General features: G+C 42.1%; 12 protein-coding genes and 1 tRNA gene. 3 read left to right on the forward strand and 10 right to left on the reverse strand.

Annotated features, from left to right (window positions below):
* Positions 1-17: 17 nt before the first annotated feature.
* The 10 genes from DTQ70_RS18985 to DTQ70_RS19030 all read right to left on the reverse strand — a co-directional run bounded on the left by DTQ70_RS18985 (position 18) and on the right by DTQ70_RS19030 (position 12,601).
* Complete coding sequence (locus DTQ70_RS18985) at positions 18-1,127, reverse strand: cytochrome c oxidase subunit II (protein ID WP_122932268.1); 1,110 nt, start codon at positions 1,125-1,127, stop codon at positions 18-20.
* Positions 1,128-1,193: 66 nt separating this feature from the next.
* Positions 1,194-2,510: a quinol:cytochrome C oxidoreductase gene (locus tag DTQ70_RS18990; RefSeq protein ID WP_122932269.1), complete on the reverse strand. Its 1,317-nt coding sequence runs from the start codon at positions 2,508-2,510 to the stop codon at positions 1,194-1,196.
* Positions 2,511-2,614: 104 nt separating this feature from the next.
* The gene (locus tag DTQ70_RS18995; RefSeq protein ID WP_122932270.1) at positions 2,615-3,205 is read right to left on the reverse strand and encodes a cytochrome c; all 591 of its coding nucleotides are present in this window, start codon (positions 3,203-3,205) and stop codon (positions 2,615-2,617) included.
* Positions 3,206-3,220: 15 nt separating this feature from the next.
* The gene (locus tag DTQ70_RS19000; RefSeq protein WP_122932271.1) at positions 3,221-3,748 is read right to left on the reverse strand and encodes a DUF3341 domain-containing protein; all 528 of its coding nucleotides are present in this window, start codon (positions 3,746-3,748) and stop codon (positions 3,221-3,223) included.
* A 50-nt stretch (positions 3,749-3,798) separates the two neighbouring features.
* Positions 3,799-5,226, reverse strand: a complete 1,428-nt coding sequence (gene nrfD / locus DTQ70_RS19005) for an NrfD/PsrC family molybdoenzyme membrane anchor subunit (RefSeq protein ID WP_122932272.1) — start codon at positions 5,224-5,226, stop codon at positions 3,799-3,801.
* A gap of 110 nt (positions 5,227-5,336) precedes the next feature.
* Entirely contained in the window at positions 5,337-8,426 is a 3,090-nt protein-coding gene (locus DTQ70_RS19010; protein WP_122932273.1) for a TAT-variant-translocated molybdopterin oxidoreductase, read from the reverse strand.
* Positions 8,427-8,468: 42 nt separating this feature from the next.
* Positions 8,469-9,695: a cytochrome c3 family protein gene (locus tag DTQ70_RS19015; protein WP_122934477.1), complete on the reverse strand. Its 1,227-nt coding sequence runs from the start codon at positions 9,693-9,695 to the stop codon at positions 8,469-8,471.
* A 266-nt stretch (positions 9,696-9,961) separates the two neighbouring features.
* Positions 9,962-10,032, reverse strand: a tRNA-Cys gene (locus DTQ70_RS19020).
* Positions 10,033-10,143: 111 nt separating this feature from the next.
* Positions 10,144-11,961 (reverse strand): 30S ribosomal protein S1, encoded by a 1,818-nt coding sequence (gene rpsA, locus DTQ70_RS19025; protein ID WP_122932274.1) that lies wholly within the window; start codon positions 11,959-11,961, stop codon positions 10,144-10,146.
* Between the two features lie 127 nt (positions 11,962-12,088).
* Positions 12,089-12,601, reverse strand: a complete 513-nt coding sequence (locus DTQ70_RS19030) for an HNH endonuclease (RefSeq protein ID WP_122932275.1) — start codon at positions 12,599-12,601, stop codon at positions 12,089-12,091.
* Positions 12,602-12,797: 196 nt separating this feature from the next.
* Here DTQ70_RS19030 and DTQ70_RS19035 point away from each other — a divergent pair, with 196 nt between their 5' ends.
* The 3 genes from DTQ70_RS19035 (at position 12,798) to DTQ70_RS19045 (ending at position 15,928) form a co-directional block, all read left to right on the forward strand.
* Positions 12,798-13,415: a TetR/AcrR family transcriptional regulator gene (locus DTQ70_RS19035; protein WP_122932276.1), complete on the forward strand. Its 618-nt coding sequence runs from the start codon at positions 12,798-12,800 to the stop codon at positions 13,413-13,415.
* A gap of 62 nt (positions 13,416-13,477) precedes the next feature.
* Complete coding sequence (locus DTQ70_RS19040) at positions 13,478-14,845, forward strand: TolC family protein (RefSeq protein ID WP_122932277.1); 1,368 nt, start codon at positions 13,478-13,480, stop codon at positions 14,843-14,845.
* A gap of 15 nt (positions 14,846-14,860) precedes the next feature.
* Positions 14,861-15,928: an efflux RND transporter periplasmic adaptor subunit gene (locus DTQ70_RS19045; RefSeq protein WP_122932278.1), complete on the forward strand. Its 1,068-nt coding sequence runs from the start codon at positions 14,861-14,863 to the stop codon at positions 15,926-15,928.
* Positions 15,929-15,964 lie beyond the last annotated feature (36 nt).

Raw genomic sequence — 15,964 nt, forward strand, 5'->3', positions numbered from 1 at the left:
TAAAGTTATAATTTCTATTAACGCATCGATGCACTTGCGGCCGCAGCCGAACCTGTAGAAGCAGTGGTACTGTCAGTTTCTTCTACGTAAGGAGCATAATTCATTGCCTTTGCACGCAATTTTTCTGGGATTTTAGAGATAAACTTAGGGTTCGCCTCCAAAATAGTCGATAGCAAAGGTTTTTGTTGTTGTTTCCAAGCATCAGCAGAAGCCTTGTCTTCAACAATCAGGCGCAAGCGCATTGCAAAGTGACCACGTCCACATACCTCAGTACATGCAATTTCGTAGTCGAAATTAGGGTTGTTTAACTCTGCCCGCATTTGCTCCGTTGACTTATCAGGAATAAACCAAAATTTCGTTGGCATACCAGGAACTGCGTCCATTTTGACACGCATGTGAGGAATATACACACTGTGCAAAACGTCACGAGCTCGGATTTTCAACAAAACAGGCTTACCTACTTCCACGTGCATTTCACTTGGATTGATAAAATCATCCATTGATGCTTCGTCTGAATAATCAACGCCCATTTCGTTATCTGAAGTGATTAACTTGTAGTTATAAGCTCCAAGCTTATTATCCTGAACACCTCCATAACGAACAATCCAACCAAACTGTTTTCCCATAATTTCAACTACCTGTGAATCAGCGGGAGCATCGGCCATAATTTTGGTCCACGTACGGAACCCTAAAAATACCAAAGATGCCATGATTACCGCAGGAATCGCAGTCCAAATCAACTCCAACTTGTGGTTTTCAGGGTAAAAAGTAGCTTTATAGCCTTTTTTGTACTGATATTTCCAAGAGAAGAAGAAAAGCAAAAAGTTTACAATAAAAAATGCAATCGTTAATAAACCCATATCAAGCCAAAATTGGCTATCCGTTTCCCGACCATGTGGGGAAGATGCCTCTGGTAAAAAAGCATCCTGCGAAGCGAGGTAAGACCATACCATTGCTACTGAACCTGCCACCAAAAACACCATCCAAAGTGCTGCATTGACTTTGTTATTTGGTACAGGAGCTTCACTGTCTGATTGAGTACTACCCATTACCTTTTGCAATTTTGCTGCCACGGCAATTGCAATTCCAAGCAGCACAACCAGTAGTAATCCAACTAAATAAATCATTGTTATTATGTCGTTTTATATTGATTTAGAGATTTTGCTAGTTAAGACAAAATCAATTTCTACAAATTACGCAACATCGTGGTGTAGAGACTCCTCTAACATTGGATGGTTGCGAGGGATTAGATTGCCTTTCGTCAACTGAGTTGAAACTGACCAAATAAACGCACAAGCAAACAATAAAATAAAGCCAAACTCAACAGGCCCAAAACCAGCATGTTCACCTACTGTACCTGGCATAATGTTGGTATAAAAATCAAAGTAGTGACCCACAATAATTGACCAACAAGCAATTTTCAAAATCAATGGCGTACGCTTCGAATCCCTTGTCATTAAAACTAGGAAAGGGGTAACAAAGTTTAAGAAAAGATTGATAAAAAATGGTGCTTTGAAAATACCACCGTAGCCGCTAAAACGCTCACGATAATAAATAGCTTCTTCTGGAAGGTTAGCGTAATAAATAAGCAAAAATTGCGCAAACCAAACGTATGTCCAGAAAATCGAGAAGGCAAAACAGAATTTACCTAAGTCATGTAAGTGGCTTTCGTTTACTGCTTTCAAATACCCACGCTCTTTCAACATAACAATTGTAAGCGTCATTGTTGCCAAACCTGCTACGTGCCAACTGGCGAGTGTGTACCAGCCAAACATGGTTGAGAACCAGTGAGTATCGATTGCCATCACAAAATCCCAAGCAGAAGTAGATGAAGTTACACCAAAAACTAGCAAGAACGCCGTTCCGAATTTGATGGCTTTTTCGTAATTCTCAGTTCCACCAATTTCGTCTTCTTGAAGCGACAAATTTCTCAATACTTTCCACAAACCATACCACAAACCGAAATACAATACGAGGCGAATGAAATAAAATGGTTTGTTCAAAAATCCTTTTTTACCTGCGATGATTGCATCGTAGTGTGGACTATTTGGATCCATAATCCCTTCGTGCATCCAGTGGAATAATTTATCTCCAAAGCCTACAGCAAGCACCAAAATAATAATGGCTGGTACTGGCAAAAAAGCAGGCATTGCCTCTGGAATTCTTCTAAATACAGCCGACCACCCCGCCTGAGCAAGGTTATTGTAAGCTAGGAAGAATAAGCCAATGACAGAAATACCAGCAAAATAGACACTATTTACCCAAAGGTTAGAAATAATACGTTGTGTCCAGTGGTAAGCGTGTTCGGCATGGTCGTGTGCATGTTCAGCAGCATGACCTGCAGCTCCATGAGCTTCGTGCCCATGTCCACCACCTTGAGATAACATATATGCTCCGATCAATACCAGCGCAGCGCCAATACCCATCCCAATGAGCAAATTGCGTTTTGATTCGGCGGTAAATTCAAATTGTTCTTCGACAGAAACAACTTCGTGATGATGTGCGCCCATTATAAATCTTTATCTTTAAGTTGTTGTTGGTTATCGCAGCGGCGAACCGCTAACTTGTTCGTAATTAGCGGTTTGCCGCTTCGGTTTATTACAGTAACTTAGTACTAGCCTTTCTGTAATTTATGAATATAGTGAGCAATTTTCCAACGCTCTTCGGGAGTCACTTGTGAACCATGTGCCCACATGCGGCCTTTTCCGTGCGTGATCACGTGGAAAATATGTCCATCATTCATATTTAGGTAAGCATCCGCTTTGTAATTAGGTACCCCTTTGTACATGTCAGCTACTGGGCCGTCTCCTGCACCTGTTTCACCATGGCAGTGTTGGCAATATCTTCCATAAAGTGCTTTTCCTTCTGCAAGTGTTTTTGCAGTATTTGGAACGGGATTTTTCAAAACGGCTTCCGCAGTAGCGAGTTCATCTTTACCGATGTGGTAAATCATCAAGTCCACGCTTGAGCTGTCAAATTGAGTTTTGTAGTTACGGCGAGATACCGTTCCTGCCACAGGCTCACGCATGTTTTTACCATCAGCATTGATGGGATTTTTCTCAATTTGGGTATATGGCTCATAACCAACAGAGTTATACATGTTAGGAGCATATTCTAAACCTGCATCATCGTGACCACGTTGGCAAGAACTCAAAGCAGCGACGACAGCAAACGTACCAGCAATTAATGTATTAATTCTTTTCATCTTCATTTAAAAACATTAAACCTGTTTAACACTCACCTCTTCTGCTCCTGAAGCTTTTACCAAACTAGCGATTTCAGCTTCTGACATTTTGTTTTTGCTTAGGTCAATCGCCATCACAAATTTATTGTCAGTACAACGTGGGTCAAACAAAAGTGGCTCAACGGTTGGCCCTAATCCATTTGACAAGAAAAAGGTAATTGTCATACCAAAAGCCGTAAAAAGTACCGTAAGCTCAAACATAATTGGAATGTAGTTTGGAAAAGAAAGGGGATCCTTTCCACCAATAACCATCGGCCAATCGATTCCCATTGTCCAAGTAGTCAACGTAATTGCGCACAAAAACCCAGTCAAACCAAAGCAAAATGCCGCAATACCGATACGAGTCCGTGGGTGGCCAATTGCTATGTCCATTCCGTGAATAGCAAAAGGTGAATACACTTCGTAGATTTTCACCCCAGCGCTTTTAATTTTATTTACTGCGGCGAGTGCAACGTCATCATCGTCATAAACACCTACCAAAAACTTCTTATTTGCGTCCGTCATTGTTGTCTCAATTATTTTTTGAAAACTCAATTTTAACTTCCCTTACTCTCTTATTCTGCATCTTTTTTGTAGGCAGGAGAAGCTAATCTGTCTGCTTTAGAAACGCCTGCGATTTTTTTGGGCAATTGCTCAGAAGTTGTCCGCAATACACCCTTCACCTCTGCCATGTTGATTACTGGCAAATACTTAGAGAACAATAAGAAAAGAGTGCCAAACAAACCAAATGAGAAGATATAGTCACCGATGTCAAACATTGTTGGTGAAAACATTGCCCAGCTCGACGGAATATAGTCGCGGTGAAGTGACGTCACAATAATTACGAAACGCTCAAACCACATACCGATGTTTACAATGACGGAAATGAAGAACGTCCATTTAACACTACGACGAAGTGAACGTGACCAGAAGAGCTGTGGAGAGATTACGTTACACGTCATCATCGCCCAGTATGCCCACCAGTATGGTCCCGTAGCACGGTTGATAAATGCGTAGCTTTCGTACTCAACGCCTGAATACCAAGCGATAAAGAACTCAGTCAAATACGCTACCCCCACAATCGAACCTGTCAACGTGATGATTTTGTTCATCATTTCGATGTGCTCAAATGTGATATAATCTTCCAACTTATACACGACACGAGCGATAAGCATCAAGTTTTGCACCATGGCAAAACCAGAGAAAATCGCACCTGCAACGAAGTAAGGAGGGAAGATGGTCGTGTGCCAACCAGGAATAACCGAGGTTGCAAAGTCCATGGATACAATCGTGTGTACTGAAAGTACGAGTGGTGTTGACAAACCAGCCAAGATTAAGCTGATGTACTCATAACGTGCCCAAGTTTTGGCTGAACCATTCCAGCCCATTGCCAATGTACCGTAAATAAATTTAGATACTTTGTTTTGAGCGCGGTCACGGATAGTAGCCAAATCAGGCACAAGACCTACATACCAGAACAAACAAGATACTGAAAAATACGTTGAAATCGCGAATACGTCCCAAACCAATGGAGAGTTGAAGTTAACCCACAATGATCCGAATGTATTTGGCAAAGGCAAAGCCCAGTGCGCCATCCACGGACGCCCCATGTGCATCAAGATGAACGAAGCCGCACAAATAACGGCGAAAATCGTCATAGCTTCGGCAGCACGGTTGATAGAAGTTCTCCATTTTTGACGGAACAACAACAAGATTGCGGAGATAAGTGTACCAGCGTGACCGATACCTACCCACCATACGAAGTTGGTAATGTCCCATGCCCAACCTACTGTTTTATTAAGGCCCCAAACGCCCAAACCTTCCCACCAAGTCCAGAAGAGACAGCAAGTACCATACAGTAAAACCACAACAGAAATGGCAAATGCTATTTTCCACTCTTTGGTTGGTTTACCTTCCACCTGCTTGCAGATATCCTCTGTTACGTCAGCGTACGTCTTGCCGCCTGTTACAAGAGGGGTTCTTACGGGTGAAGTAACGTGCATATTTTTAAGAGTTAATAGTTATTTTATTGATTTTTCTCTATGTACTTTGACAAAATAGCTCGACTATTTTATCGAGAGCCACTGCTCCGAAAAGCAGTGGCTTTGATTTATTAGTGACCTCCGTGCTCAGCATGTTGGTGCCCTTCGTGAGCCGCAGCTTTAGAAGCATCAACATCTTTATTACGAATCTTAGTCAAGTAAGAAATCTGCGGTTTAACGTTGATTTCATCCAACATTTGGAATGCACGTCCTTCTTTCTCTTCTGCCAACAACTTAGAGATACGGCTGCTTGGATCATTCATATCACCAAACACAATCGCTTCTGTTGGGCATGATTGCGAACATGCTACTTCAATTTCTCCGTCAATTGGACGACGACGCTCTTTCTTCGCATTCAACTTACCTTCTTGGATACGTTGCACACACATTGAGCATTTTTCAATAACCCCGCGCGAACGTACAGTTACGTCTGGGTTGATGACCATTTTACCAAGGTCGTTATTGAAGTGATAATCGAATTTATCGTTATCGAAGTACTTAAACCAGTTGAAGCGACGTACTTTGTATGGGCAGTTGTTTGCACAATAACGTGTACCTACGCAACGGTTATAAGCCATTTGGTTCAAACCTTCTGTGCTGTGGGTTGTGGCCAATACTGGACAAACTGTCTCACAAGGAGCGTTTCCACAGTGCTGACACATCAACGGCTGGAATGTCACTTCTGGGTTTTCAGAGGCAACTTCTAAACCACTCAAATCATCCACTGGTGCATCGCTGCTGTAATAGCGGTCGATACGAATCCAGTGCATTTCGCGGCGGTTGATTACTTCTTGGCGACCAACCACAGCAACGTTATTTTCTGCTTGGCAGCTAATTACGCACGCACCACAACCTGTACATGAGTTAAGGTCAATCGCCAATCCCCATGAGTGATTTGGTTTTTCGTAACCGTTCCACAACGAGATTTCTCCTGGCGCTTTCACACCTTCTGAAGTAACGACGTGCGGGAAGTAACGACCTGCTTTGCTATCTTTTTGATACTCAGAAAGACGCGCTTCTTGAAGCACTGACTTACGCGCCATTACGGTGTCGTGGGTCTGTGTTTGAGCAACTTTGTGCGTATCGCCAGTTTTAGTTAGGGTACCTTCACCTGCACTAAAGCTAACAGCTCCACCTTTCAGTTGAGCCAGAGGATATACATTTACCCCCACACCGTTTCCTGCTTTCCCAGCCTTCTCGCGACCGTAACCAATCGCAATTGCGACGGTTCCGTTAGCTTGACCTGGCTGAATTACAACTGGTAATTCGACAGATTTACCTTTTACTTCTACCTTAACAACGTCATCTTGCGCGATTCCTAGTTCTTTTGCTGTTTTTTGCGAAACACATGCGTAATTATCCCAGCAAGCTTTTGTGATTGGATCTGGGAACTCTTGCAACCAAGGGTTGTTGGCTAATGCCCCTGTTCCAATTCCTACCTTTTCATAAAGAACCACTTCAAGGCCAGAAGCATTTGCTTTGTATGAGCCGTTGATTGCAGCGACTGCGGCTTCTACACCTGCCACTGTTCCAGCACCACTAGCTGCTACCGCTCCTTTTTCATAAACACCGTCATGCAATGCTTTTGTCCAAGCATTTTCAAAATCTGCTCCACCAATTACATTAACTTTCCAGTAGTTACGCAAATAAGCGTAAAAGTCAGCATTCAAACCAGCCCATTTCAATAAGCTTGATTGTGCTTGGCGCGTTTTGTAAATCAGTGAAATAGCAGGTTGTTGCAAGCTGTAAAATCCAGCAACTGGTTGTGCATCACCCCAGCTCTCTAAATAATGAGGAGCAGGTGCGATGTATTTACAAAGTGAAGATGTTTCATCGGCACGATCTGCAAATGAAACCGAAAGCGCTACTTTAGAAAGTCCTTCTTTCAATTCAGCTCCACGTGGATGATCATAGACAGGGTTGCAACCGTAGAAAATAACGGCGCTTACTGAACCACCTTTCACTTCATCGATCAACGCGTTCATGGCAGCATCATCTCCCTGACGGAAGTATGCTGGGGTGCCCAAATCAATCGTGGCACCATACGAACCAAGTGTTTGGTTAATGGCATTTACTACAACTTGAACACTCGCATCGTTTGAGCCAGATACGACCAACGAAGCCCCTTGAGCAGCTTTTAATTCCTTAGCTGCTTTATCAAGCATTTTGTCAACTTCAGCACCTAAAGAAGCGCTTCCGCTGCCAGTAATCTTATTGTATAATGCCAACGCTACAAGACCTTCTTGTGAAGGTTTGATTGTTGTGCGATAGTCAGCGTTTGAACCAGTAAGTGACAATGTTGTCTCAAACTGGAAGTGACGTGACATTGATTTATTTCCGCCTTTTGCGCTGCTTATTTTACGGCCTTTGGCATACTGGGTTGAGAACGCGTCTGGGGCAACCCAAGTACCTAAAAAGTCGCAACTTAAACCTACAATTACTTTCGCTTTACTAAAATCATACGATGGTAATATTGCTTTACCAAAAGAATCCGCATTAGCTTTAATTAAGCCAGAAGCTGAATTTACATCGTAAGAAATGTGCTTTGTTGTAGGATATTTTGCTGCAAAGTCGCCGATAACAGCTTTTGTTGAAGGGCTTAAAATAGTAGAAGAAACGATACGAATCTGTCCGCCTTTTGCCAATTGAGCCGAAATTTCTTTGTCAATCACATCCCAGTCAGCATCAGCATCCCCTTTTTTAGGGCCTTTCAATTTTTCAATATCGTATAACGCCAACAAAGAGGCATGTGCACGAGCACTAACCCCTCCTTTGCTTACACTCGATTGTTTGTTCCCTTCAATTTTGACTGGACGTCCTTCACGAGTTTTTACTAGAATACTAGCATAATCTCCGCCCTCAGCGTACGTCGATGCGTACCAATCTGCGATAGTTGGGAAGGTATCTACTGGCTTGTTGAGATAAGGAACAGCTTTTCTTATGGGAGCTTCACACGCGGCCAACGACACGGCAGCAACGCCAAATCCCAGCACTTTTAAGAAATCGCGACGGTCTGAACCAATACCATCGACGATGCTCTTGTTTTCACTGGAATTGGTGGGTTCAAAGCTACCAAATTCGTTGTGGGCGTTTTTTACAAAAGTCTCATCATTCCGAAGCTCCTCTAGTCCTTTCCAATACCTCTTCGTTTGGTTTTCCATATATTTATGAATGTAGATTCTGGATTCTTATATTTTCTAGTTCTAGTAGTGACACTTTGAACATTCCAAACCGCCAATATCAGCCACTTTCAATGGCTTATCGCTCTTCTCAGCATGAAGCTGAACTAGCTTGTCATAATAGGCGTTTTCTTTTGTATTAACGTCTGTCTTACGGTGACAGTCGATACACCAACCCATTGTCAAGGTCGAACGTTGTTGAACAACCTCCATTGTTTGGATTTCACCGTGGCACTGCTGACACTGAAGACCACCCACGTTTACGTGTTGGGCGTGGTTAAAATACGCCAAGTCAGGTAAGTTGTGAACACGTACCCACTGGATTGGCTTGTTTTCCTCGATGGCCGAGTAAATTTTTTGAATTTCTGGAGATTCTTTTTTGATAACTCCGTGGCAGTTCATACAAATGTTTGCCGAAGGAATTGTCGCAGACTTACCACGGTTAACTCCTGTGTGGCAGTAGTTACAGTCAATCTTATATTGACCTGCGTGCAATTTGTGTGAGAATGCGATTGGCTGCTTTGGAGCGTACCCTTGTTGAATACCTACACCATACAAACCATCAAGGGTCGCTTTTGTCACCATTAATACAAAGAACCACACTGTTGCACTGCGGATAGCTGAGTTTTTGCTCATGGCCACTAAACCATTGCGCAATTTGTCTCCAAATGAACCACCATCACTCGCACCCACTTCTCCACTCACTGCTTTTGACAGGATAGAGACAATGGCCAACAATACGCCAAGCACCAGCAACATCACCAATAACAATGCTACTAAGATGTACGTAAACAAATCAGACGACTCAGCTGCTGCTCCACCCGCTGCCGCAGTAGCGCCCGCAGCCGCAGGAGCTGCCGCTACTGCTGTATTTGCTTTTTCGATGTAGGCTAAGATGTCTTTTACCTCCGTCTCACCAAAGGCTGGGAAGGCCGTCATTTGTGCTTTGTTAAACTTGTTGTACAAAGCGACTGCATATTCATCTCCTGATTGGATCACTCCGTTAGGGTTTTTAACCCACTTAACAAGCCAAGCTAAGTCCCTACGTTTCTGAATGTCTTTCAATCCTGGCCCGACGACTACTTCGTCTTTTGCTGAGTGACAAGCTTTACAGTTGTTATTAAATAGTGATTCGCCATTGGCTGCATCACCATCTTGAGCTACTGCACTGAATCCTACAGTAGTCAACATTGCTACTACTAATAGCCGACTGATGTTGCGCATTTTTTTGAAAAATAAACTACTCTTCATTCGTGTATGAATTAACAAAAACATGATACTTCTTGACCCTACAAAAGTAATGCACTAATAGATACGTGCCAAAGTATTTCTATTCTTAATTTGCAATAATTTAATTATTTAGACTTCTTCTAATTAAAGAAGAAAGCCTACCTAAAACCTAATTTTATTCTGTATTTCAGGCAAAATAGGTAGAATTAAAAACAAAAATACCATTCAGCTTGTGAAATGGTTATCATAGCTGAATGGTATTTTTTTTAGAAATATGTATTTTAGTGAGGTCCCGAGCGGATTCGAACCGCTGTACGAGCTTTTGCAGAGCTCTGCCTAGCCACTCGGCCACAGGACCAAAAACACTTGGATAATTTGTTAGACAAATACTAAACTTTGGTTAGAAGCACTAGCTAAATCACTAACTCATATCCAAGTGCAAATATAGCGTTTTATTTTGAATAATTCACTATTCTGCGTCTGTTTCGTTTGAAATTTTCTTAGAAGTAGTCGATTTTTTCTTTTTTTCGCCTTCTTCTAATTGTTCTTTCAATGCCGAAAGCGCCTCAAGATCACCTAGTGTAGCTTTCTCCGCGTCTTTTGCTTTTTCAACTTTAGCAGGTTTCGCTTTTTCTTCTACTTTAGGCTCTTCTTTCTCTTGCCAAGTTTTAGCGTGAGAAAGAACGATGCGTTTTTCTTCTTTCAAGAACTCAGTTACTTTGAAATCAAGAGACTCACCTACTTCAGCAACTGAACCATCTTCTTTGGCAAGGTTTTTCAACACTGCAACTCCTTCGATACCGTAAGGCAATTCGAGCGTAGCTACTTTGTCACCTTTACCAACGACAGTACACTTGTGAACTGAACCTACTGCGAATACTGATTCAAAAGTATCCCATGGGTTTTCTTCAAGGTGTTTGTGGCTCAAAGACAAGCGACGGTTTTCAGCGTCTAGTTCAAGTACCATTACTTCAAGTTCTTCGCCAACTTTGATGAAATCACTTGGGTGCTTGATTTTCTTTGTCCATGAAAGGTCAGATACGTGAACTAGACCGTCGATACCTTCTTCCAATTCAAGGAAAAGACCAAAGTTAGTCAAGTTGCGAACTACACCTTTGTGTTTTGAACCAACGGCGTATTTCTCGATAATTTCTTGACGTGTCCAAGGATCAGCAGTCAATTGTTTTAAGCCAAGAGACATTTTGCGCTCGTTGCGATCCAATGTCAATACAACTGCTTCTACTTCGTCACCAATTTTCAAGAAATCTTGTGGGTTACGTAGGTGTTGTGACCACGACATTTCTGAAACGTGAATCAAACCTTCTACGCCTGGCATGATTTCAAGGAAAGCACCGTAGTCAGCTACGTTTACTACTTTACCTTTTACTTTCGAGCCAACTTCAACTTCGGCCGCAAGAGCTTCCCAAGGATGAGGCTGGAGTTGCTTCATACCAAGTGAAATACGCTTCTTGTCTTCGTCGAAGTCAAGTACTACTACGTTGATTTTTTGGTCAAGGCTCAACAAATCCGATGGATCGTTGATACGTCCCCAAGAAATATCTGTAATGTGCAACAATCCGTCAACACCACCCAAGTCGATGAACACACCGAACTTAGTCATGTTCTTAATTACACCCTCAAGTACTTGACCGCGCTCAAGGTTTGTAAGAATAAGTTGACGTTGTGCTTCGAGGTCTTTCTCGATAAGAACTTTGTGAGATACGACCACGTTGTTGTTAGCGTGATTGATTTTCACAACTTTCACTTCCATTTTCTTACCTACGAAGACATCGAAGTCACGAATTGGCTTAACGTCAATTTGTGAACCTGGCAAGAAGGCTTCAATACCGTAGATATCCACGATAAGACCACCTTTTGTACGACGCTTCACAAAACCATCGATAACCAAATCCTCGTCGAATGACTTCTGGATATTATCCCAAGCTGTAATAACGCGTGCTTTTTTGCGAGAAAGAACCAACTGACCGTTAGGGTCTTCTTGGTTTTCAATATATACTTCAATTTCGTCGCCGATTTTCAAATCCGACAAATCGCGGAATTCTGAACGCGGTACGATACCGTCCGATTTTGAACCGATGTTCAAAATCACTTCGCGGTCATTCATACCGACCACGACACCTTTAACTACTTCTTTTTCGGCGACGGGTGCAAGAGTCCCGTTAATCAATTGTTCTAGCTGGGCTTTTTCAGCTACTGAATAACCGCTACCAAAGCCACGGTTATCAATTCTATCCCAATCAAAATCAGCTAATTGAGCTTTACTCATGATAATTTTTAAAATTGCCTTTTATACATCAACCTATCGGCATTTAGGTTGAAATTTGGTGAAACAAACGCCCGCCTTTTGCAAAACGGAGTGCAAAGGTAGATGTTTTCCAAAAAAAATGCAATTTTTAATACACCTTTTCTCTCTTTGTTAAGAAAGGCATCCATGATTCCTCTACAGCCCCTGAATAATCGCGCAGAAATAGCACAAATGAAGGTTTAAATGGTCGATGACGCATGGGCATGGAAGCCTCTTCGGGGGTGCAATCGCCTTTTTTGGCATTACAGCGCTTACAGGCAGTAGCAAGATTTTCCCAGCTTGTACGCCCTCCTCTTGATTTTGGCATGACATGGTCTAACGTAAGGTCTTCCGTCGAACTACAATACACACACCGATGCCCATCTCGTTTGAAAATATTTTGTCGCGTAAGCATGACGCCTTTGTAGGGAAGATTAATGTAGCGGTTCAGGCGAATCACTGTTGGCAGCGGAAATGAAGTGCTTACAGTATGTAATTGAAATGCCGAAGACGCAGCAACCAATTCGGCCTTATCTAAATAGACGAGTAAAAAGGCTTTAGGAACCGAACAAATGCCTAAAGCAGAGTAATCTTGATTCAAAATTAAGACTTTCCTACCCATACCGACACTAAGTTTTTGAGGTTTTTGCAATGTACAAAATTATAAGGTAATAACCTCTCACTCAGTCAATATCTTAACACAATCTTCTTACAAGAAAATTTTTCAGCTTGACTTTGGAACAAAAATATAAACACCTATTGTTTACTAAACAGTGTTCAGTATATTTGTAGTATTAAACAAACATTTATTCTATTTCATGGGAATATTAGAGCGAAAAGAAAGAGAAAGAGAAGACATGCGGCGACTCATTTTGAATGCCGCACGGGAGCTTTTTTTGGAGCAAGGATATGAAAAAACAAGTATTCGGAACATCGCAGACGTCATAGAATACAGTCCAGCCACCATTTATCTATACTATAAAGACAAAAACGAATTATTTTTTGCCCTCCATGAAGAAGCGTTCTTAAAATTGATGGACGAACTCAGTTCGCTACAAACCATCCAAGACTCCTTTGCACGCCTGATTGAAATGGGGCATCGTTATATAAAGTTTGCCGTAGAAAATCCTGAGTTATATGACCTTATGTTTATTATGAAGGCCCCCATTGAAGCCTTAGCCTGTCGCGATGAAGTGTGGGAAGATGGGCTAAAATCGTTCGGATTACTCAAATGGGCAATCCAAGAATGCGTCAACGCGGGTTATTTTAAAAATACGGATATTGAGGTTTCAGCCATTACTATTTGGTCTTATATGCACGGTTTGGTATCTATTTATTTAAAAAACCGCATGAGCATGTTTCAAGACAACCAACAATTGCAACGAATGCAGCAATCATTTGTGCTTTTTACCAAAATGATTAAAGAGACTCTTTAATTAGCTACTCAATTAGATTCGTTTTTTTGCTTTTTATCTGAACACTGTTTATTAAATAATATATGATTAGATTCATCTACCTATGGGTACTGGTTCTTTGTAGTTTAGGAGCAGTCGCCCAACAATCGGCCATTTTGGAAGCTTATGTACAAGAAGGGGTGCAAAATAACCTTTCGCTCAAACAAGAAGGACTTGAAATCCAGAAAGTGAATGAAGCCATTGTACAGGCAAAATCACTTTTTTACCCTAAAGTAAGTTTCAATCCCACTTACTCCTTGGCCGCAGGTGGGCGTCGGTTGGCGTTTCCTGTTGGGGATTTGTTGAACCCCGTATATACGACGCTCAACAAACTCACGCAAACCAATAATTTCCCGCAAGTGGAAAACGTCAATGAACTGTTGGCACCCAACCATTTTCATGACACAAAACTCAGTTTCCAATATTCCATTTACAACCCTGAAATTCAGTATAATTACTTGATTCAGAAAACGTTATTGTCCGCTCAAGAAGCCCGAAAGCGAGTGGTTGAAAATGAATTAAAATATACCATCGAAACGGCCTATTTTCAGTATTTACAATCGCAGGAGGCTTTACAGATTTTTGAAAATGCCAAGAAAACCCTACAAGAGCTTGTACGACTCAACCAAAAGCTTGTTTCCAATAATGTGGTTACCAAAGATGCCGTGGTAGGTGCGGAATATGAGTTGAGCAAACTTGAACAGCAAGCGATTGTAGCCTCAAAAAACTCAAACGTAGCCAAAGCCTATTTTAATTTTTTGCTCAATCGAGAACTCGGAAGCGACATTAAAGTGGACTCCATGCTTTTAGCCTCAAATCAAAAGCAATTCGTTACTCCCTCCCCCACTTTAAGTTCCTTGACTAGCTTAGCAACTCAAAATCGTCAAGAATTAAAACAACTTGCTCAATCTATTTTAGCTTCGCAAACGGCCATCACTCTTCACGAAAAAGCGGCAAAACGACCCTCCGTTTTCATTGGTGGGAATGCTGGTTTTCAGGGATTTGGCTATAAATTTTCGGGGCAAGCTTACCTTGTTACTCAAATAGGTTTGCAATGGGATGTATTTAAGGGATACGAGCGAAAATCAAAAATTCAACAGGCTAAGATTCAAACGGAGTTGCTAAAAACGAAGCAATCGGAAGTTGAAAAACAGATTGAACTCCAAACGACACAGGCTTATTTTGAGCTTCAAGCCGCCAAAGAATCAATGAAATCGTTGGCCGACGGTGTTCGTAAAGCCGAGCAGTATTTCAAGGTCATCGACAGTCGCTATCGTAATGGCAATGTTCTTCTAATTGAGTATGTCAAGGCGCAAAACGAAGTGCTAAATGCTCAATTACAAGAGTCTTTGGCGCAATTCGATATTCTTTCTAAACAAGCTACTCTCAATAAAATCACAGCCGTCAACTAACATATTTCTCCGACTATGAACTCTTTGTATAACACATTTCGCTTAGTAAGTAGCTCATTACTGTTGAGTTTGCTTCTTATAAGCTGTAATAAAAAAGATGAAACCCAACAAAAAACGACTGAAACCGATGAGGTTTTAGTCCCTGTTTCACTTACCAAAGTCGATCAAGCAACCCGTTCTGAAAGCATCGTTGCTTCTGGGTTGGTGGCATCGTCCGAAGAAGCGAGGTTATCGTTTAAAATTGGCGGAATAATCCAAAAAGTCTATGTGACCGAAGGCCAAAAGGTGAGCAAAGGCCAACTTCTTGCTTCACTCAATACTACTGAAATCGACGCGCAAGTGAATCAGGCCAAATACGGCGTCGAAAAATCTGAGCGTGACTTCAAGCGCGTTGAAAATATGCTGAAAGATACCGCCGCAACGCTGGAACAAATGCAAAACGTGACAACCGCGCTGGACATTGCCAAGCAAAATCTTCAAATCGCTCAGTTTAACCGTTCGTACGCCCAAATCATTTCGCCCATCGACGGCGCAGTTATCAAAAAAATGGGGAACGAGGGTGAATTGACAGGGCCTGGGACACCCATCTTTTACATTACTTCCAACCGTCAGGGCGACTGGGTGGTGCGTGTCGGGGTTTCGGACAAAGATTGGGCGCGTTTAAAAGTTGGCGACAAAGCCAATGTTCAGCTTGATGCTTATCCCACAGAAGCTTTTGAGGGTCGAATTACCAAACTCGCCCCCGCCGCCGACCCCATGAATAAATTGTACGAAATTGAAGTACGGATTGCTCCCAAAGGAAAGCGTTTGGCCACAGGGCTTTTTGCCAAAGTTGAATTAAAACCCGTCCAAAGTCGCAGCTATACCGTTGTGCCCCTTGAAGCCATTGTGGAAGGAAACGGCAAAGAAGCTTTCGTTTACGTTTTGGACGAAACGCGCAAAAAAGTGAAGCGTTTGCCCATACAAATCGGCTTTGTGGACGGCGATAAAGTTTTGATTACAAATGGCTTAGAAGGAATTTCAGAAGTAATCACTTCGGGTAGCGCATTTCTGACTGAGTCTTCTACCGTGATTGTAAAATAACGCATTGATGAACACTTTTTAATCACGCAAAGACGC

It is taken from the genome of Runella sp. SP2, from assembly GCF_003711225.1.
Classification (GTDB): Bacteria; Bacteroidota; Bacteroidia; order Cytophagales; family Spirosomataceae; genus Runella.